We start from the raw sequence: 20,031 nt of genomic DNA, 5'->3' as shown, positions 1-20,031 counted from the left end.
CCCTGTTTCTAGAGCAGGTTCTCCGCGAAGAAGTCGGCGGTGCGCTGGTCCGCCAGCTTGGCTGCCTCGTCCGAGCGGCGCTTGCCGAAGGTGTCGGCGAAGCCATGGTCCTCGCCGGCATAATCGAACAGCGTGACCTTGGGGTGGTCGTCGAGGCCGGCGTGCATCGCGGCCTGTGCCTCGGGGCTGACGAAATGGTCGGCCTGGGGAATGTGCATCAGCACCGGGCGGGCGATGCCGTGCTTCTCGCCGAGCAGATTGTCGATGCCCACGCCGTAATAGCCGACACTTGCATCGCTGTCGGTCCGCGTCGCGGTCATGAATGCCAGGCGGCCGCCCAGGCAGAAGCCGACCACGCCGACCTTGCCCCCGTCCTTGCCGGCGTCGCCAAGCAGCGCGCGCGCCGCCTTGATCGTCGCTTCGATGTCGCGGATGCCGGCGTCCTGATTGAACTTGCCCATCAGCCCGAGCGCCTGCTGGAACTGCTCGGGCACATCGGCGTCGAGTTGGATGCCGGGCTCGAGTCGCCAAAACAGGTCGGGTGCGAGGCTGAGATAGCCCTTGGCCGCCCAGTCGTCGCACTTCTGGCGGATGCCCGGGTTCACGCCGAAGATCTCCTGGATCACGATGACCGCGGCACGCGGCGTGCCCTCGGGCTTCGCAACATAGGCCTGGAAGCTGCCGCTCCCGTCGATGGTCTGGATCTCGATCATGTCGCTCATAGCAATGTCCTTCCGGAGAGGCGGCGCTCGTGCTCGAGCAGCCAGGATTTGGTCTTGGGTCCGTCGCCGCCCGAATAATTGCCGAGCCTGCCGCCATCGGCGAGCACGCGGTGGCAGGGGACGACGATCGGGAGGGGGTTGTTCGCGCAGATCTGGCCGATCGCCCGCGCGCTCGATCCGGCGATCCGGGCAAGCGCGCCATAGCTCAGCGTCTCGCCAAAGGGGATCGCCATCATCGCGTGACGCAGCGTTGTTCCACGTGGAGTGGGCAGGGGCGCGAGCGGCAGATTGAAATCCTGGCGCGCGCCGGCGAACCACGCCTCAAGCTGCGCGATCGCCGCGCGGACCGCAGCGGCAGTGCCGGGCGCGGGCGAACCCTCGCCGATCCGCACCGACACCAGCACGCCGTCGTCACCCTCGACCCGCACCGGGCCGATGGGCGTTGCGATTACGGCATGGTCGCGCGCATACATGGCGTTCGAACTAGCAGCCGTGGTGCTGCGCGCGCAACGGAGACGGCTCGTATGAAGATCAATGTCGAGGTGGAATGCACGCCCGAAGAAGCACGGCGCGCGATGGGCCTGCCCGACCTTGCCCCCGTGCACGAGCGCTATGTGTCGATGATGGTCGATGCGATCGACAAGCAGGCGAGTCCCGAGGCGTTCCAACAGATGCTGCAAAGCTGGTCGCCGATGGGCGACGCCGGCATGGGCCTGTGGCGCGCGATGTTCGACGCCGGGAGCAAGACCGCGAAGTAATGGACACGATCTACGCGGTATCGAGCGGCGCACCGCCCGCCGCGATCGCGGTGCTGCGGGTGAGCGGGCCGCAGGCGTTCGCCGTGGTGCGCGACTTTGCCGGCGACCTGCCGGCGCCGCGCCGGGCCGCGGTGCGTGCGCTCAGCGATCCTGCCGATGGCGCATTGCTCGATCGCGCGCTCGTGCTGTGCTTTCCCGGACCCCGCAGCGCGACGGGGGAGGACCTTGCCGAATTCCATCTTCATGGCGGCCGCGCGGTGGTGCGCGCGGTCGAGGCGGCGCTCGCTGCCCGGCCCGGGCTCCGGTCCGCGGAGCCGGGCGAGTTCACGCGGCGCGCGCTGCTCCATGGCCGAATCGACCTGAGCGAGGCCGAAGGGCTGGGCGACCTGCTGATGGCCGAGACCGAGGCGCAACGCCGGTCGGCGATCCGGTCGGCTGAGGGTGCGGTGCGCCGCGCGGTGGAAGGCTGGACCGATCGGTTGCTGGGGCTCGCCGCGCGGGTCGAGGCCGAGCTCGATCATAGCGACGAGGACGATGTGTCCGATGGCGGGCTGCTTCCGGCGATCCGGTCTGGCGCTGCCGGGCTCGCTGCGGACATCGACGCGGTAGCGAGCCGCCCGCCGGTCGAGCGGCTGCGCGATGGCATCCGCGTGGTGCTGGCGGGGCCGCCCAATGCCGGCAAGTCCTCGCTGCTCAACGCGATGGCCGGGCGCGACGCCGCGATTGTCTCGCCGATCTCGGGCACCACGCGCGACCGGATCGAGGCGCCGGTGGTGCGCGGCGGCATCGCGTGGCTGCTGGTCGATACCGCGGGCCTTGCCGAGACCCCCGGCGACGCGATCGAGGCGATTGGCATCGCCCGCGCCCAGGCGGCGCAAGCCGAGGCGGATATCCTGCTGTGGCTCGGCGACGAGGCGCCGCCGGCGCATGATCGTCTCCTGTGGCTCAATCCGCGTGCCGATCTGCCCGGGCGGGAGCCTATCGAGGGTCGAACATCGCTATCATCGCTCACAGGCGGGGGCTTGGAAGCGCTTTGGGAAGCGATGGCGGTGCTCGCTGCCGGACTGCTTCCGGCGCCAGACCAGATGGCGCTCAACGCTCGCCAGCGCGCGCTTTCGCAGGCTGCGGCCGAAGCATTGCGGGCCCTCGGGCGGGAAACCGATCTGTTGCTGATCGCCGAGCATCTCCGTTCGGCGATGCGTGCCTTTGATGCGATTACGGGGAGGGCCGGAGTCGAGGCGATGCTCGACGCGCTGTTCTCGCGCTTCTGCATCGGCAAATAGGCTGTTCCACGTGGAACGGTTTTGACGCGCGGCGCTGCATTCTGTAGCGCGCGGGCAATGGATTTCGATGTCATCGTCATCGGCGGCGGGCACGCCGGCACCGAAGCGGCCGCCGCGTCGGCCCGCCGCGGCGCGCGTACGGCGCTGCTCAGCTTCGACCTGACGAAGCTGGGAGCGATGTCGTGCAACCCTGCGATCGGGGGCCTCGGCAAGGGGCATCTCGTCCGCGAAGTCGATGCGTTCGACGGGCTGATGGGCCGCGCGACCGATGCCGCTGGCATCCACTACCGCATGCTCAACCGCTCCAAGGGCACCGCAGTGCAGGGGCCGCGCGTCCAGGCCGACCGGGTGCGCTATGCGGCGGCGATCCAGCAGATGCTGGCCGAACAGCCAAACCTGCATCTTGTCGCCGGTGAGGCAGAAGCGCTGGAGCTGGCTGGCGGTGCCGTTGCCGGCATTCGCCTCGCCGACGGTACGCTGCTCTCTTGCCGGGCCGTAGTGCTCGCCACCGGCACCTTCCTGGGCGGGCGCATCTTTCGCGGCGAGGAGCGTGAGACCGGCGGCCGGGTGGGCGAGGGCTCTGCCATCCGCCTGGCCGAGCAGCTGCGCGAACTGAACCTGCCGATGGCACGGCTCAAGACCGGCACGCCGCCGCGCCTCGATGGCCGCACGATCGACTGGGCGCGGATCGAGGAACAACCGTCCGACAGCGATCCCTGGACGATGTCGCCGCTCACCCCGCACCGCATGCTGCCGCAGCTCCATTGCGGCGTCACCCGTACTACCCACGCCACGCACGATGCGATCCGCTCCGGGCTGGACCGCTCGCCCTTGTTCACCGGCGCGATCGATGCGCAGGGCCCGCGCTACTGCCCCTCGATCGAGGACAAGATCCACCGGTTCGGCGACCGTGACGGCCATCAGATCTTCCTCGAACCCGAGGGCCTCGACACGCACCTTATCTATCCCAATGGCATGTCGACCTCGCTTCCGGTCGACATCCAGGTAGCGATGGTCAACTCGATCCCGGGGCTCGAGCGGGCGGCGATCGTCACCCCCGGCTATGCCGTCGAGTATGACCATATCGACCCGCGCGCGCTCGACGCAACGCTGGGCTTGCCGGCGATTTCGGGGCTGTGGTGTGCCGGCCAGATCAACGGCACCACCGGCTATGAGGAAGCGGCGGGGCAGGGCCTTGTCGCAGGGCTCAACGCCGCAGCTTTCGCCTGCGACAGTGCACCGCTGATCCTCGACCGCGCGACTTCCTATCTTGGCGTCATGGTAGACGATCTGGTGCTGCAGGGCGTTACCGAGCCCTACCGCATGCTCACCGCCCGCGCCGAGTTCCGCCTCCGCCTGCGTGCTGACAATGCTGCGACCCGCCTCGGCCCGATCGCCGCGTCGCTGGGCTGCCTGAGTACCGAGCGTCTCGCCTGGCTGCACGCGCGCGAACAGGGGAGAGCGGCGCTCGACCAGGCCTTTGCCGTCCTGCGCACCGCGTCGGCGCTTGGCGCGCGGGGCGCCCCGGTCGCACAGGATGGCGCCAAGCGCCCGGCGAAGGAGTGGCTGCGCTTCCCCGGCGTCGAGCTCGACCATCTCGACGTGCACCCGCAGGCGGATCCGGCATTGCTCGCCGAATATGTCGAGGATGCCCGTTACGCGCCCTATCTAGAGCGCCAGGAGGCTGAGGTTGCCCAGCTGCGCAGCAATGATGCCGTCAAGCTGCCTGCGACCTTGGACTTTGCTGCCATCGCCGGCTTGTCCAATGAGATGATCGAGAAGCTCACGGCATCGCGCCCCGAGACGATTGGCGCTGCCGCCCGCATCCGCGGTATCACCCCTGCGGCGCTTTCGGCGATCCTGCTCCACGCGAAACGGAAGGCCGCATGACCGAGGATGAAGCACGCGAATGGATCCGTGCACATTTCAATGTTTCACGTGAAACGCAGCTGCAGCGCTTCGGAGAGATTTTGCGCGCAGAATCGGGCCGGCAGAACCTGATCTCGGCGGCGTCCTTCGAGACGCTATGGGCGCGCCATTTCGTCGATTCGGCCCAGCTGATCCCACTTGCGGAGGAAGCAGGCGAGGGTGCCTGGCTCGATATCGGCACCGGCGCGGGCATGCCTGGCCTGGTCGTCGCGCTGCTGCTCGAGCGGCCGGTGGTGATGATCGAGCCGCGCATCCGCAGGGTCGAGTTCCTCCGCGCTGCCATCGCCGAGCTCGGAATCGGCGCGACCGCCACGGTCGAGCATTGCAAGGTCGAGGCGTACAAGCCGAAGCACAAGGCTGCCATCGTCTCCGCCCGCGCGGTCGCTGCCTTGCCCGATTTGTTCAAGTCCACCGCCCATTGCGCGGACTCGTCCACAATCTGGTTGCTTCCGAAGGGCCAAAGCGCGCATTCGGAGGTGGAAGACGCGCGCGCGAAATGGCAGGGTGTGTTTCACGTGGAACCCAGCATCACGTCGCCGGAATCCGGAATCGTGGTCGCGCGAAAGGTACGCCCCAGATGATCTGCATCGCTATCGCCAACCAGAAGGGCGGGGTGGGGAAGACCACCACGGCGATCAATGTCGGCACCGCGCTCGCTGCGACCGGCCAGCGCGTCCTGCTGATCGACCTCGATCCGCAGGGCAATGCCTCGACCGGGCTCGGCATCAGCCGCGCCGAGCGCGAGCATTCGAGCTATGACCTGCTGGTCACCGACGTCGACCTCGTCGACGTAGCCTCGCCGACCAAGGTGCCCGGTCTCGATATCGTGCCGGCGACGCAGGACCTGTCGGGCGCCGAGATCGAGCTGATCGAGTTCGAGGCGCGTACCCACCGGCTCGACGCGGCGATCGCGCGGCACAATGCGCAGCGCTGGGACGTGATCCTGATCGATTGCCCGCCCTCGCTGGGATTGCTGACGATCAATGCAATGGTCGCCGCGCATGCGCTGCTGGTGCCGCTCCAGTGCGAGTTCTTCGCGCTCGAAGGCCTCAGCCAGCTGCTCAGCACGGTCGAGCGTATCCGCAGCCGCTTCAATCCCGGCCTGTCGATCCTCGGCGTGGTGCTGACCATGTATGATCGCCGCAACCGCCTGACCGATCAGGTTTCGGACGATGTCCGGGCCGTGCTCGGCCGGGTGGTGTTCGACACGGTGATCCCGCGCAACGTCCGCCTCTCCGAGGCGCCGAGCCACGGCCTGCCGGCATTGATCTACGATCATCGCTGCCCGGGATCGGAAGCCTATATCGCGCTCGCCCGCGAAGTGATCGATCGCCTGCCCAAGCTCAAGAAAGCCGCATGACCGAAGCAACCCGCAAGCCTCGCCCAGGTCTCGGCCGCGGGCTCTCCTCGCTGCTCGGTGACAATGTTCCCGAGGCGCCGGTCTCCGGCACGCCCGACATGGCGTCGGGCCTGCGGATGCTGCCGGTCAGCTCGCTGGTGCCGCATCCGGACCAGCCGCGCCGCCATTTCGACGAGGATGCGCTCGAGGAGCTGGCCCAGTCGCTCAAGCAGCGCGGGTTGATCCAGCCGATCGTCGTCCGCCCGTTCGGCCACAACTACCAGATCGTCGCCGGCGAGCGGCGCTGGCGCGCGGCGCAGCGCGCGCGGCTGCACGAGGTCCCGGTCATCGTCCGCGACTTCGACGATACCGAGACGATGGAAATCGCGCTGGTCGAGAATATCCAGCGCCAGGATCTCAACGCGATCGAAGAGGCCGAGGCCTATGCCCGGCTGATCCGCGAGTTCGGCCACAGCCAGGAAGCGCTCGGCAAGCTCGTCCACAAGTCGCGCAGCCATATCGCCAATCTGCTGCGCCTGCTCGACCTGCCCGAGGGCGTACGCCAGATGGTCGTGGTCGGCGATATCGACATGGGCCACGCCCGCGCGCTGATCGGCGCGCCCGAGGCGGAGAAGCTTGCCCGCGAAGTCGCGAGCAAGGGCCTGTCCGTGCGCGAGACCGAGAAGCTGGCGCGTCACGCCAAGCCCAACGCGAAGCGCAAGGGCAGCGACCCCAAGATTCGCGATGCGGACATCATGGCGCTCGAGCACCAGCTCGGCGACGTGCTCGGCCTCAACGTGAAGATCGCGCACAGTGCCAAAGGCGGCACGCTGACCTTGTCCTATTCGACGCTCGACCAGCTCGACATGGTCTGCCAGCGGCTGAGCGGCGAGCGGATCTGACGGATTAGCCCCGCGCCCGCGCCGCCTGGCGCGCGATCGCGGTGGCTTCCGCCTCGGCCAGCACTTCGCCGGCGCTGCCCGAATGCATCAGCGCCCGCTCGGCCTCGCGCACCCGGTCGATCGCGCGGGCAAGCTGTGTGCCGTTCCAGCGACGCAGCGCGCGGCCGGTCGCGGCTTTTTCGCGGAAGAAAACGCGATGTTTTTCAAGTACTTCGTCGATATCGCTGCCGCGATCCAGGTCGATTCGCATCTCGGCCATGTTCTGCAGCCGGCGGGCAAGCTGGCGCATCAGCGGCACGCCGATGCCTTCGCCCAGCCGCGCCAGCTCGGTGCCGAGCTCGCCGACCCGGCCATCGACCACCGCACCGATCGCATCGCTGAGGTCCGAATCGCCGAGGTCCGCGCCGATTTCGTCCAAGGCGGCGCCATCGGCGTCGCGCGGCCGGTCCGGCGCCGCGTCGAGATACAGCGCCAGCTTCTCGATCTCGCGCGCCAGGATCGCGCGGTCGCCCGCAGTGGCGCTTGCCAAGCGCTGGGCGACGTCGCCGGTGAGGCGCAGGCCCTGCTCGCGGGCGATATTGGCCGCCAGCCGCGTCGCATCGACACCCTCGGGCACGTAACAGGCGTGGGCGAGGGCGTTCTGCGCGGCGATCACCGATTTCACCAGCTTGCCGCTCGCCTTCAGCCCCGGGCCGATCGCCACCACCGGATTGCCGGCGCGCTCGGCGCCGAGCAGCAGCCCGATCGCCTCGGCGGCGCCCTCCTCGACGCCGAGCACACGGATGAAGCGCACCCCGCCGAACAGCGAGAGCGACGCCGCCTCGTCGGCGAGCCGGCCGGGCTGTTCGCGCAGTGCCTTCATGTCGAGGTCGATGCGCTCGACATCGGGGCCCAGCGACCGGCCGAGCTTCTCGGACCAGTCGGCGGCGCCGGCCTCGTCGGGGCCGTGGAACAGATAGAGCCGCGTCTCGGGCTTGAGCTTGTCGATGGCGGCGCGGATCTGCGTCGCATTGGCCTTCACGGGTTGCCCGCTCCCGGCGCGGTCTGGGCGTAGCGGGCGACGCGCGCGACGATCTGGTCGGCGACGATGCCCGAAAGCCGCTCGAGCGCGGTCTGCTCGGCGGCGATCGTGGCATATTCGCTGCCGACCACGTCGATGCCGGCATCGGAGCCGGCGGTGGCGTCGAGCACGACATTGCCGTTGGCAAGATCGACCAGCTGATAGCGCGCGCGCAGGATGCGCCGCTCGCGCGTCACCGAATCGTCGCGCTTCACGCCGAGGCCGGTGATCTGGTCGTCGAGCGTCACGTCGAGCCGGAAGCGCGCGGTGCCGCCATGGTCGAGCCGGTCCTTGAGCGCATTGGCGACCAGCCAGCCCGACTGGCCCGAGATCGGCGCGACTTCGATCGCGGCGAGCGTGGAGCGCACCGCGCCGTTCGGCCCGCCGCCATAGAGCGGGCGCAGGCCGCAGCCCGAGAGGGTCCCGGACAGCGCAAGCGCGGCGGCGAGGAGCGCTACGGCCCTCATGCGACGATGTTCACCAGACGATCGGGCACGACGATCACCTTCTTCGGTTGGTTGCCTTCGAGCGCTCGAACGATCTTGTCGCTGGCAAGTGCCGCGGCCTCGACCAAATCCTTGGCCGCACCCTTGGGCAGTAGCAGCGTATCGCGCAGCTTGCCATTGACCTGGACGGCAATCGTCACTTCGTCGTCGACGAGCAGCGCGGGGTTCACTTCGGGCCATTCGGCGTCGGCGATCAGCCCGGCGCCGCCCATGCCGGCCCAGGCTTCCTCGGCGATATGCGGCACCATCGGCGCGACGATGCGGGCGAGGGTGCGGATCGCGTTGGTGCGCGAGGCAGAGGGCTGGGCCTTCTCGATCGCGCCGACCAGCTCGTAGAGCTTGGCGACGGACTTGTTGAAGGTCAGCGCCTCGACATCCTCGGCGACGCCGGCGATCGTGCGATGCAGGCGCTTGTCGAGGTCCTTGTCTTCCCCGGCGCCAGCTTCGTCTTCCGTGACGCTATGGAACAGCCGCCACAGCCGGTTGACGAAGCGCCAGGCGCCTTCGATGCCGTTCTCGCTCCACTCGAGGTCGCGCTCGGGTGGGCTGTCGGAGAGCATGAACCAGCGTACCGCGTCGGCGCCATACTGATCGACGATCGGCTCGGGGTCGACGGTGTTCTTCTTCGACTTGGACATCTTCTCGATGCGGCCGATCTCGATCGGGTCGCCTGAGGCGAGCTCCACCGCGCCGGCGCTGTCCTTGCGAATCTCCTGCGGCGAGAGCCAGCGGCCGTCGAGGCTCTTGTAGGTCTCGTGCGTCACCATGCCCTGGGTGAACAGCCCGGCAAAGGGCTCGGCCACGTCGAGCTTGCCGATGTGCTGGAGCGCGCGGGTGAAGAAGCGCGCATAGAGCAGGTGGAGGATCGCATGCTCGACCCCGCCGATATACTGGCCGACCGGCAGCCATTGCTCGGCCACCGCCTTGTCGAACGGCTTGTCCCTAGGCTGGCTGGCGAAGCGGATGAAATACCAGGAGGAATCGACGAAAGTGTCGAGCGTGTCGGTCTCGCGCCGGGCAGGCGTGCCGCATTTCGGGCAGTCGACATGCTTCCAGGTCGGATGCCGGTCGAGCGGGTTGCCGGGGATGTCGAAGCTGACGTCCTCGGGCAGCACGATCGGCAGCGATTCGCGCGGGGCGGGGACCACGCCGCAGGCCTCGCAATGGATGATCGGGATCGGCGTGCCCCAATAGCGCTGGCGGCTGACGCCCCAGTCGCGCAGGCGCCACACCGTCTGGCCCTTGCCCCAGCCGCCTTCCTCGGCGCGGGCGATCACCGCGCGCTTGGCATCGGTCACGTCCATCCCGTCGAGGAAGTGCGAGTTCACCAGCGTGCCGGGGCCGGTATAGGCCTCGGCATCGTGGAATGCGGGATCGGTCTTGTCGCCTTCGGAGACGACGCGGCGGATCGGCAGCGCATATTTGCTGGCGAACTCGAAGTCGCGCTGGTCGTGCGCCGGCACGCCGAACACCGCGCCGGTGCCATAGTCCATCAGCACGAAATTGGCGATGTAGACCGGAACTTGCCAAGCATTATCAAAGGGATGCGTCGCGGTTAGGCCGGTATCGAAGCCCAGCTTCTCCTGCGTCTCCAGCTCGGCCGCGGTGGTGCCGCCCTGCTTGCACAGCTCGATGAACGCGCCAACTTCCGGGTTCGAAGCGGCCAGTTTCTGCGCGATCGGATGATCGGCCGCCACCGCGATGAAGCTCGCGCCGAAGATCGTGTCAGGCCTGGTCGTGTACACTTCGAGACGTTCGCCGTCCGAAAGCGTCCAGTGAAACTGCAGCCCCTCGGACTTGCCGATCCAGTTCTCCTGCATCAGCTTGACCTTGTCCGGCCAATGTTCGAGCCCCTGGACGCCGGTCAGCAGGTCCTCGGCGAAGTCGGTGATCTTGAGGAACCACTGGCTGAGCTTGCGCCGCTCGACCAGCGCGCCCGAGCGCCAGCCACGTCCGTCGATCACCTGCTCGTTGGCGAGCACGGTCATGTCTACCGGATCCCAGTTGACCGCCGATTCCTTGCGATAGACCAAGCCATTCTCGAAGAAATCGAGGAAGATCGCCTGTTCATGGCCGTAATAGTCCGGCTCGCAGGTGGCGACTTCGCGGGTCCAGTCGAGCGCGAAGCCCAGCCGCTTCAGCTGCGCCTTCATCGTCGCGATATTGGCGCGGGTCCAGCTGCCGGGATGGACCTTCTTCTCCATCGCGGCATTCTCGGCCGGCATGCCGAACGCGTCCCAGCCCATCGGGTGGAGCACTTCCATGCCCTTCATCCGCCGGAAGCGCGCTAGCACGTCGCCCATCGTGTAGTTGCGGACATGCCCCATATGGATGCGCCCCGACGGATAGGGGAACATCTCGAGGACATAGGACTTGGGCTTGGGCGAATCGTCGCGCGCGGCGAAGGTGCGGTTTTCTTCCCACACCTTCTGCCACGCGGCGTCTGCCTTCAACGGGTTGAAGCGAGACAAATCAGTTCCTGCTGCTCTCTTGCGGCGGCGCCGGCCTGCTTCGCCGGGCGGGAGAGCAGGCAGGTACCGCCACTATGAATCAGTTGGTGGCGACCGCGGCGCGGCGGAGGTCACGGGCGCGGGTGAGGATGATGTCCTCGAGCTTCTGCACCGTCGCGGCCTGGACCGGGGCGGCGACCCAGGCGCCGCTGCGGTTTACTTCGCGCAGCGCGGCGACGCGGAGCGCATCGGCGCGCAGATCCTGGTCGAGGATCGTCACGGTCACCTTCATCCGCTCGGTCTGGACGTTCGGGTTCACATACCAGTCGGTCACGATCACGCCGCCGTTCGAATCCGTCTGCAGCAGCGGCATGAAGCTCAGCGTGTCGAGGCTGGCGCGCCACAGATAGGAGTTCACGCCGATCGTCGTCACCTTCGAGGCGGCGAGATCGGCCTCGGGGCGCTTGTTATGACCGCCGCACGCGGTGATCGAGAGAGCAAGCGACCCCAGGATCGCGGTGCGCAACAGGCGGTTCATCGTCAATTCCTACCAGGCAAAAGTCGCAAGCATCTATAGTGGCGCATGTGGCGGGAGCAAGGCGGAAGCCTTGACCCGAGTCGCGCGTTGAAACGGGCGTGGTTAAAGGCGTTTCAAGCGAATTATGTGGGTCTTGTGCAACACCGGCACGAAATTTGTGCCACCGGTGGAACCATGCTTCTGAATCATGGTAGGCGAACCTATCTAGGGAAACATGCTGATGCGAGTCGTACAGGTCAGGACAGGAATTGCACTGGGGGCGCTCTGCGCTGCCGGTCTCCTGCTCGCGCCTGCGATTCAGGCGCAGACGAGCCGTAACGAGCGCGTCGCCCCGGCCAAGCGCGAAGCATCGGCCCGCGCCGGCATCGGTATCTTCACCCCCGCAGCGGCCGATCCGAAGCTTGCCGCCGTGCTCGCCCGTTCGGGCCTGCCCGAGGGTGCCTTCCGGTTCACGCCGGCCGAGGCACGCGGCAATCCCCGCGGCGTCACCGTCGCGGTGCGCGCCAGCTCGAGCCGCGCCGTGCGCAGCCGCGACGTGACGCGCGAAGTCGCCGCCGCGGCGCCGGTCAACCTCGCGCCGATCTCGTACAATCTCGGCGTCTCGGTCGGCTGGAAGCGTCTGGCCGTCTCGGGCGACGTGACGCATGTCGAGCTGGTCGATCAGCCGGGCAGTCGCGACCGCGCCGATATCGGCGTCAGCTATACCGGCAAGCGCCTCAGCGGCCGCCTCAGCGCGACCGCCGATCGCCCGCTCGCCAACACGCCGATCCTGATTGGCGACAAGCCCAGCTATTCGATCGATGTCGGCGGCAGCTATTCGCTGACCCGCAACCTCGATGTCACCGCCGGCGTGCGCTATCGCAGCGAGGAAGATCGCCTGCCCAAGCTCGACGAGAGCCGCCGCGACAGCCAGGCGGTCTATGTGGGCACCGCCTTCCGCTTCTGACGCGGAACGCGTTATCCCGACGAAAGTCGGGATCTCGGGCAATTAGCTTCCACCGTTCGTCCACGCATCGATCGCCGCCCAGCCGTGAATCCCGAAGCGCTTGAGGCTGGCCGCCTTGCGTGCGTCCATCCCGCCCAGCGCGATCACCGGCACGTCGAGCCCGCGTATCAGTAGCCCGAACCGGGCCCGGCCCAAAGCCCGGCCGCCCGGGTGCGAGCGGGTGGTGAAGACCGGCGAGACGAAAAGCGCCTGTGCGCCCGCCCGCAATGCCGCGATCGCCGCGCGCCTATCATGCGCCGGTGCCGTGCGGATCCCGCGCCCGCGACCGCCATGCACGCCCGATTCGCCGCGCATCGGCCGGGCACCGGCGCGGACCAGCACCAGGCCCCTGCGCCGCGCCACTTGCCGTATCCTGGCGAACAGCGCCCGGCGCTCGGCGAGCGGCAAGGCATAGTGCCGGAACACGACGCCCGATCCCCGCGGTAGCCGCTCCAGCGCCGGCCACAGCGCCTCGCCCATGCGTTCGTCGGTCATCAGCCAAAGGCGCGGGAGGGGGTGGCGGCAGCGCATCGCCCTGCCTATAGCGCGGACCATGCCGATAGACGAAGCCAGCCAGCGCCTTGCCGATGTGCGCGCCCGAATCGCGCACGCCGCGAAGATCGCCGGGCGCAAAGCCAATGAAGTCACGCTGCTCGCCATCTCGAAGATGCATGACGCCGATGCCATCCAGCCGCTGATCGACGCCGGCCAGCGCGTGTTCGGCGAGAATCGCGTGCAGGAAGCCGAAGCCAAATGGCCGAAGTTGCGCGAGACGACTCCGGACATCGCGCTTCACCTGGTCGGCCAGCTCCAGTCGAACAAGGCCGAGGAGGCCGTCGCGCTGTTCGACGCGATCCATTCGGTCGACCGCCCCTCGCTGGTCGGCGCACTCGCCAAGGCGATGGACAAGGCCGGCAAGCGCCCCACCTGCTTCCTCCAGGTCAATATCGGCGACGAGGCGCAGAAGGGCGGCTGCCCTGTCGCCGAGCTGCCCGCCCTGCTCGCCGAGGCGCGTGCCGCCGACCTGCCGGTCGCCGGGCTGATGTGCGTGCCCCCGCTCGAGCTTGAGCCCGCCCCTTATTTCGCGCTGCTCGCCAAGATCGCCCGCGACCATGGCCTGGCCGGGCTGTCGATGGGCATGTCGAGCGATTTCGAGACCGCCGTGACGATCGGCGCCACCCATGTCCGCGTCGGCACGGCGCTGTTCGGAGCCCGCGCATGAAGTATGAAGCGATCCTGTTCGATTTCGACGGCGTGCTGCTCGAGAGCGAAGCGGCCGGCAACCGCCAGATCGCGGCGTACCTGACCAGCATCGGCCATCCGACTTCCCCTGAGGATTCGATGGCGAACTTCATGGGCCTTGCCGGCGCCGATTTTCTCGGCGCGGTCGAGAAATGGATCGGCCGGGCGATGCCGGACGATTTCCACGCCGTGCGCGCCGAAGAGGATGCGCGGGTGCTCGAGGAAGGACTGCCCGCCGTCGCCGGCGCGATCCGCTTCGTCGAGGGGCTGCCCGCCGACCTGCCGCGGGCGATCGCCTCGTCGAGCACGACCCAATGGATCAGCCGCCATCTCGAGCATCTTGGCATCCGCGCGGCGTTTGGCGACCATATCTATAGCGGCCGCGAGCATGTGAAGCGCGGCAAGCCGGCACCCGATCTCTATCTCCACGCCGCCGCGGCGCTGGGTGTGCCGATCGAGCGCTGCGTGATTCTCGAGGATTCGCCGGTGGGCGTCACCGGCGCGGTCGCCTCCGGCGCGGACGTGATCGGCCTGTGCGCCGGCTCGCACTGCGCGCCCGACCATGCCGAGCGGCTGCGGGCGCTCGGCGTGAAGCTTATCGCGCATGACTTCGACGAAGTGGCACGGCTGGTTCTCGGCTGAGGCCTGCCACAACCACCATCGTCACCCCGGACTTGTTCCGGGGTCCACGGTGCCGCGCCTGCTGGCCTCTAGCCTCTTGTCCACCACCCAGCCTCCCGGTGGATCCCGGCACAAGGCCGGGATGACGGAAACGAGGCTAGAAGCCGCGCGCCTCTCGGGCGAGGAGGTACTCCCGTAACGCCATGGCGTCAGAAAGCGCGTTGTGCGGCCGCTGGCTGAGCGCCGCGCTGTCGAAACCGAAGGCATCGCACAGCTCGAAGCGGATGCGGTCGATCGGATAGCGATGCCCCGGCGCGGCGATCAGCAGGGTCGCGGCATGCGCGATGTCCTCGGGCCAGTCGGCGACCAGCAGCGGATCGGGATCGTCGCCCAGATAGGCGGCGAAGGCGTGCCCCATCGTCTCGCGGCTGACCGGCCCCACGTCCAGCGCGGGCAGGATATGCTCGGCCACCCAGGGCGTCGGTGCCGGGCAGGGCAGGGCCATGTAGAAGGGCGTGCCCCCATCCTCGGGCGCCAGGGCCAGCGAGATCAGCGGCCCGCCGAACCCGTTGAACTCGGTGTCGAGGAAATATCTCAGAACTGGTGCCCCGTGCGGTCGCGCTTGGTCGCGAGATAGCGTTCGTTGTGCGGGTTGGGCGGGAGGAAATGGGGCACGCGCTCGGCGACCCCGATCCCAGCGGCTTCCAGCGCCGCCACCTTGTCTGGATTGTTGGTCAGCAGGCGGATGCGGTGCTGGCCGAGCAGCGACAGCATCTTGGCGGCGGTGGCGAAGTTGCGCGCGTCCACCGCGAAGCCGAGCCTGGTATTGGCATCGACCGTATCGAAGCCCTGGTCCTGCAGCGCATAGGCGCGCAGCTTGTTGATCAGCCCGATCCCGCGCCCTTCCTGGCGCAGATAGAGCAGGATGCCCCAGCCGCTCGCGCGGATCTCGCGGATCGCTGCCTGGAGCTGCGGTCCGCAATCGCACTTCAGGCTGCCCAGCACGTCGCCGGTCAGGCATTCGCTGTGCAGCCGCACCAGCGGCGGCTTGCCGTTCGGCTCGCCGATCAGCAGCGCGACATGCTCGCCGGGCATCTCGTCGGTGCGGAAGGCGACGATCTCGCTGTCCTCGGCATCGAGCACCGGCAACCGCGCGCGGGCGACGATGCGCAGGCGATCGGCATCCTCATGCGCGTCGATATCGGCGGGAGTGATCGTCTCTTCGCCGGCCGACTTGCGGACGAAGAAGGCCGGCAGCAGCCCCGCGACGCGCGCCAGGCGCAGCGCAGCGGCGGAAAGTTCGGGCTCGACCAGCGGGATCGCGCGGAAGGGGCCCTTGAGCGGCGTGGCGAGATCGAATTGCGGATCGGCCAGCGCCGTCGCGGTATCGAAATCGAGCCAGGGCGCGCGCTCGACCAGCACCGGCCCGTCCGGCGTCGCGGCATCGCGCTGGTTGGCGAGCTTGAGCGTCGCCGCGCGGCCGGCGGAAAGCAGCAGGTCGGCCTTGCCGCCTTCGTCGAACGCCGCCAGCCGCGGCGCATCGGCGGTCTCGACCGCGAGCAGTGCGAGGTCGCCGATCGCGATCGGCCAGCCGCGGCGCATCGCATCGACGGCGCGGGCGGCGGCATGCGCGCTCAAAAGGCGAACTCGGTGACGATCGGCACGTGATCGGAGGGCTTGAGCCAGGAGCGACACGGTTCGCAGACCTTGTGGCTCGTCGCCTTCTCGGCGACGTCGCGGCTTGCCCACATGTGATCGAGCCGGCGCCCGCGGTCCGACGCAGCCCAGTCCTTCGCCCGGTAGCTCCACCAGCTGTAATAGCGCGCCGGCGCGGGGACGAAGTGGCGGCCGAGATCGACCCAGTCGTTCGCTGCCTGCAGCCGCCCCAGCGTCTCGACTTCGATCGGCGTGTGGCTGACCACGTCGAGCAGCTGCTTGTGGCTCCACACGTCGCTCTCCAGCGGCGCGACGTTGAAGTCGCCGGTCAGGATCGACGGCACATCGAGCTTCTCGGACCAGGCGATCATCCGCTCGAGGAAATCGAGCTTCTGGCCGAACTTGGGGTTGAGCTCGCGATTGGGGATGTCGCCGCCCGCGGGCACATAGACATTCTCGAGCCGCACGCCGTTCGGCAGCCGCACGCCGACATGGCGCGCCTCGCCATTGGCCTGCCAGTCGAATCGGTCATCCTCGACCACGGGGATGCGGCTGATGATCGCCACGCCGTGGTGCATGCGCTGGCCGTGCTTGATGACATGGTCATAGCCCAGCGCGCGGAAGGCGCCTTCGGGGAAGTCCCCGTCGATCACCTTGGTTTCCTGCAGGCAGAGCACATCGGGCGCTTCCTCGCGCAGGAACTGCTCGACGATCTCGATGCGGAAGCGGACGGAGTTGATGTTCCAGGAGGCGATCTTCATCGCGCCGGATTTAGGGAGTGTTTCGCCCGTGCACCAGTCCAAGTCCGCCGGACATGGAAAGGCCCTCGTCCCGGGGGCAATGGAACGAGGGCCGACCTAGCGTTCGTCACGCAGGCGGGAAGTGGAAACCCCGGGTAACAGGGGGAAAATCCCGGGTACGCCCCACATCCGCAAGACCGGTTCTAGGCGGGGCTACCTGTCGCCAGCATGAACGGTGTTCAGCTTCAGCGCGGGCCCTGCTTCCGCGGGTCGTTCCAACGGAACGCCCCATCGCTGATATTGGCGTTGAACTGCTGATTCGACAGACGGATCGTGGTGCGGTTATTCTGCGAATCCAGCGCGACCCAACCCTGGAGCATCAGGCCGGCTGGGGCGCTCGCGTTCTTCTGGAAGATCAGCGTGATCCTGCCATATTCGGGATGGTTGCTGTCATGCACCTCGACCGAGACGAGCTGGTCGCTGCCCGTCGGCACCAGCTTGGCGTATTTGGTGATGTCCTTCTTCGGGTTGAGCAGCACCGCCAGCGGCGAGTTGCCGATCGGCCAGCGATCGACCTGGCGCACCTGGTAATCGATGAAATAGAGGCTGCTGCCGTCCGCGACGATCAGCTGGGGCACGCCCTTCTGATACTGGAAGCGGATCTTGCCGGGGCGCTTCAGCGTCATCGTGCCGGTGAGCGTGCGGCCGTTGCGGTCGGTCTGTGCGAAACCGGCGGTCATCGCGCTGACGCCCTGGAGGTGCTGCTGCACCTGGGCAAGCTCGCCAGCAGCTACTGGGGCCGGCGCGGGGGCGGCCGAGGCCAGCGCCGGGGCGGCCAGGACGAGGCTGAGGGCGAGAGGCCGTGCAAACACGTGTCATATCTCCGAAATTGCGGCTGATGCCCTGGCGGGGCGGGCTTGAATGCCTCCTGAACCCGCCAGGCTTGAATTTCGATCCCGTCTAGAGCTGTCGGCCGTCGGTATCCATCAGCACTTCCCGGCGGCCGACATGGTCAGGGCGCGAGACGAGTTCATCTTTCTCCATGCGTTCCACGAGCCGCGCCGCCGAGTTGTAGCCGACGCGCAGCTGGCGTTGCAGCCACGAGGTCGATGCCTTCTGGCTCTCCGCCACCAGCTGGATCGCGCGGCGATAGAGCTGGTCCTCGGGGCTGTCGTCGCCCTCGGGCGCGCCGTCGAGGCTGAACCCGCCATCCTCGGGCTCCTCGGTGACCGCCGAGATATATTCGGGCGTGCCCTGCGAGCGCCAGTGATCGGCCACCGCCTGCACTTCGTCGTCGCTGACAAAAGGGCCGTGGACGCGGACGAGCTGCTTGCCGCCGGGCATGTAGAGCATGTCGCCCTTGCCGAGCAGCTGCTCGGCACCCTGCTCGCCCAGGATGGTGCGCGAATCGATCTTGCTGGCGACGTAGAAGGAGAGGCGGGTCGGCAGGTTCGCCTTGATCACGCCGGTAATGACGTCGACGGAGGGGCGCTGCGTCGCCATGATCAGGTGGATGCCCGCCGCGCGCGCCTTCTGCGCGAGCCGCTGGATCAGGAACTCGACTTCCTTGCCCGCGGTCATCATCAGGTCGGCGAGCTCGTCGACGATCACCACGATCTGCGGCAGCGGCTGCAGGTCGAGCGCTTCCTCCTCGTAGATCGGTTTGCCACTGTCGGGATCATAGCCGACCTGCACCTTGCGCCCGAGCTTCTGCCCCTTGGCCTTGGCCTGGCGCACCTTGTCGTTGAACGAAGCGAGGCTGCGGACATTGGCGTGCGCCATCATCCGGTAGCGGTCCTCCATCTGCTCCACCGCCCATTTGAGCGCGCGCACCGCCTTGGCCGGCTCGGTCACCACATCGGCGAGCAGATGCGGAATGTCCTTGTACATGCTCAGTTCGAGCATCTTGGGATCGATCATGATCATCCGGCACTGCTCGGGCGTCAGCCGGTAGAGCAGCGACAGGATCATCGAGTTGAGGCCGACCGACTTGCCCGAGCCGGTGGTGCCGGCGACAAGCAGGTGCGGCATCGGCGCCAGGTCGGCGATGACGGGATCGCCGCCGATATTCTTGCCGAGCACCAGCGGCAGCGTCGCGCCCTGGTCCTCGAAGGTCTGGCTGGCTATCAGCTCGTGCAGGTTGACCGGCTCGCGCACCGCATTGGGCAGCTCGATGCCGATCACGCTGCGCCCGGGGATCGTCGCGATGCGCGCCGAGGTGGCGGACATGTTGCGCGCCACGTCGTCGGCGAGCTGGATCACCCGGCTCGCCTTGATGCCGGCAGCGGGCTCGAGCTCGTACATCGTCACGACCGGGCCCGGCCGAACCTCGACGATCTGGCCCTTCACGTTGAAATCGTCGAGCACGCTCTCGAGCAGCCGGGCGTTGCGCTCCAGCGCCGCCTTGTCGATTCCCGCATTCTTGTTGACCGGCGGCGGCTTGAGCAGGTCGATGCTCGGCAGCTGGTAGCTGTCCTTGAAGTCGAGACTGGTCTGGGTCGGCGGCTTGGTGCGCACCGGCGCAGGCGTGACGTTGCGGTCGGCGATCACCGGGCCGGGGCGATTGTCGGGCACCACGGTCTTGCGCGGCGCCAGGCCCTCGCGGATCTTCGGCTCGGGCAGCTCGCGCTCGCGCGGCTCCGGTCCGCCGAGCAGCGCCGGCCGGGCCGAGCCCTTCAGGCTCGGGATGCTCGGCAGGCTCACCCGCTCGGGCAGCGAGAAATCGAGGCTGCGCCACCAGATGAACAGCCCGATCAACCCGCAGACCAGCCCGAGCCCGCGCGCTGCCCACCAACTCACGGTGGGATCGCCGGCAAAGCCGATCGCCCAGTTGAACAGCCCGGCGATGCTCAGGCCGACTACGCCGCCCCAACCGCCGGCAAGCGACAGCACCGCATCGGTGGAAAAGAAGGCGAGCGCGGTGGCGACGAAGATCACGCCGACGCCGACGCCGCGGAACATCGTTCCCCAATTGCCCACCGGCCGGTCCTTGAGCAGGCGGAAGGCGACGATCAGCCCGATCGGCAGGAACAGCCACACGCCGGGGCCGAGCAGCGCATAGAGCGCATCGGCGATCCACGCGCCGGGCTCGCCCATCCAGTTGCGCGCCGGGCCTGCCGCGGCGGTGTTCATCGACGGATCGTTGGGATGATAGCTGCCCAGCGCAACGCCGAGCGCGAGCACGCCCAGGAACAGGGCTGCTCCGCCGATCACGGCGCCGCTGCGGCGCGCGCCGGCCTTCATCGTTTCGCGCCAAAGCGGCGTTTGTGCCCGGGACGCCATGCCCAGCCTCCAGATTTT

21 protein-coding genes are annotated in these 20,031 nt (G+C 68.0%); 9 read left to right on the top strand and 12 right to left on the bottom strand.

What is annotated here, in order from left to right; genetic code table 11:
* Positions 1-8 precede the first annotated feature (8 nt).
* Together ABLE38_RS09070 and ABLE38_RS09065 are read right to left on the bottom strand one after the other, a co-directional pair.
* On the bottom strand, positions 9-722 hold the full coding sequence (locus ABLE38_RS09070; protein WP_348973831.1) for a dienelactone hydrolase family protein: 714 nt from the start codon (positions 720-722) through the stop codon (positions 9-11).
* Positions 719-1,195 (bottom strand): methylated-DNA--[protein]-cysteine S-methyltransferase, encoded by a 477-nt coding sequence (locus ABLE38_RS09065; RefSeq protein WP_348973830.1) that lies wholly within the window; start codon positions 1,193-1,195, stop codon positions 719-721. The genes ABLE38_RS09070 and ABLE38_RS09065 overlap by 4 nt, the downstream gene beginning before the upstream one ends.
* Before the next feature lie 51 nt (positions 1,196-1,246).
* Between ABLE38_RS09065 and ABLE38_RS09060 the strand changes: the two genes are divergently transcribed.
* The 6 genes from ABLE38_RS09060 to ABLE38_RS09035 are packed head-to-tail and all read left to right on the top strand — an operon-like array spanning position 1,247 to position 6,933.
* Positions 1,247-1,480: a DUF6489 family protein gene (locus tag ABLE38_RS09060; protein ID WP_348973829.1), complete on the top strand. Its 234-nt coding sequence runs from the start codon at positions 1,247-1,249 to the stop codon at positions 1,478-1,480.
* Positions 1,480-2,763 carry a tRNA uridine-5-carboxymethylaminomethyl(34) synthesis GTPase MnmE gene (gene mnmE / locus ABLE38_RS09055; protein WP_348973828.1) on the top strand — a complete coding sequence of 428 codons (1,284 nt, stop codon included), beginning with the start codon at positions 1,480-1,482 and terminating at the stop codon, positions 2,761-2,763. The genes ABLE38_RS09060 and mnmE overlap by 1 nt, the downstream gene beginning before the upstream one ends.
* A 57-nt stretch (positions 2,764-2,820) precedes the next feature.
* Positions 2,821-4,653 carry a tRNA uridine-5-carboxymethylaminomethyl(34) synthesis enzyme MnmG gene (mnmG, locus tag ABLE38_RS09050; RefSeq protein ID WP_348973827.1) on the top strand — a complete coding sequence of 611 codons (1,833 nt, stop codon included), beginning with the start codon at positions 2,821-2,823 and terminating at the stop codon, positions 4,651-4,653.
* Positions 4,650-5,273, top strand: a complete 624-nt coding sequence (rsmG, locus tag ABLE38_RS09045) for a 16S rRNA (guanine(527)-N(7))-methyltransferase RsmG (protein WP_348973826.1) — start codon at positions 4,650-4,652, stop codon at positions 5,271-5,273. Before mnmG ends, rsmG begins: the two co-directional genes overlap by 4 nt.
* Positions 5,270-6,052: a ParA family protein gene (locus ABLE38_RS09040; RefSeq protein WP_348973825.1), complete on the top strand. Its 783-nt coding sequence runs from the start codon at positions 5,270-5,272 to the stop codon at positions 6,050-6,052. The genes rsmG and ABLE38_RS09040 overlap by 4 nt, the downstream gene beginning before the upstream one ends.
* Positions 6,049-6,933 carry a ParB/RepB/Spo0J family partition protein gene (locus tag ABLE38_RS09035; protein WP_348973824.1) on the top strand — a complete coding sequence of 295 codons (885 nt, stop codon included), beginning with the start codon at positions 6,049-6,051 and terminating at the stop codon, positions 6,931-6,933. The genes ABLE38_RS09040 and ABLE38_RS09035 overlap by 4 nt, the downstream gene beginning before the upstream one ends.
* 4 nt (positions 6,934-6,937) lie before the next feature.
* Here ABLE38_RS09035 and holA read toward each other — a convergent pair whose 3' ends face one another.
* The 4 genes from holA to ABLE38_RS09015 form a co-directional block, all read right to left on the bottom strand.
* Positions 6,938-7,954 (bottom strand): DNA polymerase III subunit delta, encoded by a 1,017-nt coding sequence (gene holA, locus ABLE38_RS09030; protein WP_348973823.1) that lies wholly within the window; start codon positions 7,952-7,954, stop codon positions 6,938-6,940.
* Entirely contained in the window at positions 7,951-8,460 is a 510-nt protein-coding gene (gene lptE / locus ABLE38_RS09025) for an LPS assembly lipoprotein LptE (RefSeq protein ID WP_348973822.1), read from the bottom strand. The genes holA and lptE overlap by 4 nt, the downstream gene beginning before the upstream one ends.
* A complete protein-coding gene (gene leuS, locus ABLE38_RS09020; protein ID WP_348973821.1) occupies positions 8,457-10,952 on the bottom strand; it encodes a leucine--tRNA ligase in 2,496 nt (831 codons plus the stop codon). The genes lptE and leuS overlap by 4 nt, the downstream gene beginning before the upstream one ends.
* Before the next feature lie 97 nt (positions 10,953-11,049).
* Positions 11,050-11,487 carry a DUF3576 domain-containing protein gene (locus ABLE38_RS09015; RefSeq protein ID WP_348973820.1) on the bottom strand — a complete coding sequence of 146 codons (438 nt, stop codon included), beginning with the start codon at positions 11,485-11,487 and terminating at the stop codon, positions 11,050-11,052.
* A 220-nt stretch (positions 11,488-11,707) separates the two neighbouring features.
* Between ABLE38_RS09015 and ABLE38_RS09010 the strand changes: the two genes are divergently transcribed.
* Complete coding sequence (locus ABLE38_RS09010; protein WP_348973819.1) at positions 11,708-12,433, top strand: hypothetical protein; 726 nt, start codon at positions 11,708-11,710, stop codon at positions 12,431-12,433.
* A gap of 42 nt (positions 12,434-12,475) precedes the next feature.
* Here the strand turns inward: ABLE38_RS09010 and ABLE38_RS09005 are convergent, their stop codons facing one another.
* Complete coding sequence (locus ABLE38_RS09005) at positions 12,476-12,967, bottom strand: thiamine phosphate synthase (protein ID WP_348973818.1); 492 nt, start codon at positions 12,965-12,967, stop codon at positions 12,476-12,478.
* A 58-nt stretch (positions 12,968-13,025) separates the two neighbouring features.
* Here ABLE38_RS09005 and ABLE38_RS09000 point away from each other — a divergent pair, with 58 nt between their 5' ends.
* Together ABLE38_RS09000 and ABLE38_RS08995 are read left to right on the top strand one after the other, a co-directional pair.
* Entirely contained in the window at positions 13,026-13,694 is a 669-nt protein-coding gene (locus ABLE38_RS09000; protein ID WP_348973817.1) for a YggS family pyridoxal phosphate-dependent enzyme, read from the top strand.
* Positions 13,691-14,356: an HAD family phosphatase gene (locus ABLE38_RS08995; RefSeq protein ID WP_348973816.1), complete on the top strand. Its 666-nt coding sequence runs from the start codon at positions 13,691-13,693 to the stop codon at positions 14,354-14,356. Before ABLE38_RS09000 ends, ABLE38_RS08995 begins: the two co-directional genes overlap by 4 nt.
* 136 nt (positions 14,357-14,492) lie before the next feature.
* Here ABLE38_RS08995 and ABLE38_RS08990 read toward each other — a convergent pair whose 3' ends face one another.
* The 5 genes from ABLE38_RS08990 to ABLE38_RS08970 form a co-directional block, all read right to left on the bottom strand.
* Positions 14,493-14,840 carry a hypothetical protein gene (locus ABLE38_RS08990; protein ID WP_348973815.1) on the bottom strand — a complete coding sequence of 116 codons (348 nt, stop codon included), beginning with the start codon at positions 14,838-14,840 and terminating at the stop codon, positions 14,493-14,495.
* A gap of 89 nt (positions 14,841-14,929) precedes the next feature.
* Positions 14,930-15,937, bottom strand: a complete 1,008-nt coding sequence (gene ribA, locus ABLE38_RS08985; protein ID WP_348974471.1) for a GTP cyclohydrolase II — start codon at positions 15,935-15,937, stop codon at positions 14,930-14,932.
* Between the two features lie 32 nt (positions 15,938-15,969).
* Positions 15,970-16,752 carry an exodeoxyribonuclease III gene (locus tag ABLE38_RS08980; protein WP_348973814.1) on the bottom strand — a complete coding sequence of 261 codons (783 nt, stop codon included), beginning with the start codon at positions 16,750-16,752 and terminating at the stop codon, positions 15,970-15,972.
* A gap of 224 nt (positions 16,753-16,976) precedes the next feature.
* Positions 16,977-17,603, bottom strand: coding sequence for an outer membrane lipoprotein carrier protein LolA (locus ABLE38_RS08975; protein WP_348973813.1), 627 nt, complete (start codon positions 17,601-17,603; stop codon positions 16,977-16,979).
* Positions 17,604-17,691: 88 nt separating this feature from the next.
* Complete coding sequence (locus ABLE38_RS08970; protein ID WP_348973812.1) at positions 17,692-20,013, bottom strand: DNA translocase FtsK 4TM domain-containing protein; 2,322 nt, start codon at positions 20,011-20,013, stop codon at positions 17,692-17,694.
* Between the last annotated feature and the right edge of the window lie 18 nt (positions 20,014-20,031).

The organism is Sphingomonas sp. KR3-1 (genome assembly GCF_040049295.1).
In the GTDB taxonomy this organism is placed as follows: Bacteria; Pseudomonadota; Alphaproteobacteria; order Sphingomonadales; family Sphingomonadaceae; genus Sphingomonas.
The sequence above is the reverse complement of the archived record's forward strand: the minus strand, read 5'-3'. Positions and strand labels throughout refer to the sequence as shown.

What these genes read in the sequence shown, in the direction of transcription:
- ABLE38_RS09065 (WP_348973830.1), bottom strand. Translation starts at nt 1,195, where the DNA reads ATGTATGCGCGCGACCATGCCGTAATCGCAACGCCCATCGGCCCGGTG.
- mnmE (WP_348973828.1), top strand. Translation starts at nt 1,480, where the DNA reads ATGGACACGATCTACGCGGTATCGAGCGGCGCACCGCCCGCCGCGATC.
- lptE (WP_348973822.1), bottom strand. Translation starts at nt 8,460, where the DNA reads ATGAGGGCCGTAGCGCTCCTCGCCGCCGCGCTTGCGCTGTCCGGGACC.
- ribA (WP_348974471.1), bottom strand. Translation starts at nt 15,937, where the DNA reads ATGCGCCGCGGCTGGCCGATCGCGATCGGCGACCTCGCACTGCTCGCG.
- ABLE38_RS09010 (WP_348973819.1), top strand. Translation starts at nt 11,708, where the DNA reads ATGCGAGTCGTACAGGTCAGGACAGGAATTGCACTGGGGGCGCTCTGC.
- ABLE38_RS09060 (WP_348973829.1), top strand. Translation starts at nt 1,247, where the DNA reads ATGAAGATCAATGTCGAGGTGGAATGCACGCCCGAAGAAGCACGGCGC.
- ABLE38_RS09040 (WP_348973825.1), top strand. Translation starts at nt 5,270, where the DNA reads ATGATCTGCATCGCTATCGCCAACCAGAAGGGCGGGGTGGGGAAGACC.
- ABLE38_RS08990 (WP_348973815.1), bottom strand. Translation starts at nt 14,840, where the DNA reads ATGGCCCTGCCCTGCCCGGCACCGACGCCCTGGGTGGCCGAGCATATC.
- rsmG (WP_348973826.1), top strand. Translation starts at nt 4,650, where the DNA reads ATGACCGAGGATGAAGCACGCGAATGGATCCGTGCACATTTCAATGTT.
- ABLE38_RS09070 (WP_348973831.1), bottom strand. Translation starts at nt 722, where the DNA reads ATGAGCGACATGATCGAGATCCAGACCATCGACGGGAGCGGCAGCTTC.
- ABLE38_RS09015 (WP_348973820.1), bottom strand. Translation starts at nt 11,487, where the DNA reads ATGAACCGCCTGTTGCGCACCGCGATCCTGGGGTCGCTTGCTCTCTCG.
- mnmG (WP_348973827.1), top strand. Translation starts at nt 2,821, where the DNA reads ATGGATTTCGATGTCATCGTCATCGGCGGCGGGCACGCCGGCACCGAA.
- ABLE38_RS09035 (WP_348973824.1), top strand. Translation starts at nt 6,049, where the DNA reads ATGACCGAAGCAACCCGCAAGCCTCGCCCAGGTCTCGGCCGCGGGCTC.
- ABLE38_RS08995 (WP_348973816.1), top strand. Translation starts at nt 13,691, where the DNA reads ATGAAGTATGAAGCGATCCTGTTCGATTTCGACGGCGTGCTGCTCGAG.
- ABLE38_RS09005 (WP_348973818.1), bottom strand. Translation starts at nt 12,967, where the DNA reads ATGACCGACGAACGCATGGGCGAGGCGCTGTGGCCGGCGCTGGAGCGG.
- ABLE38_RS08970 (WP_348973812.1), bottom strand. Translation starts at nt 20,013, where the DNA reads ATGGCGTCCCGGGCACAAACGCCGCTTTGGCGCGAAACGATGAAGGCC.
- ABLE38_RS09000 (WP_348973817.1), top strand. Translation starts at nt 13,026, where the DNA reads ATGCCGATAGACGAAGCCAGCCAGCGCCTTGCCGATGTGCGCGCCCGA.
- ABLE38_RS08980 (WP_348973814.1), bottom strand. Translation starts at nt 16,752, where the DNA reads ATGAAGATCGCCTCCTGGAACATCAACTCCGTCCGCTTCCGCATCGAG.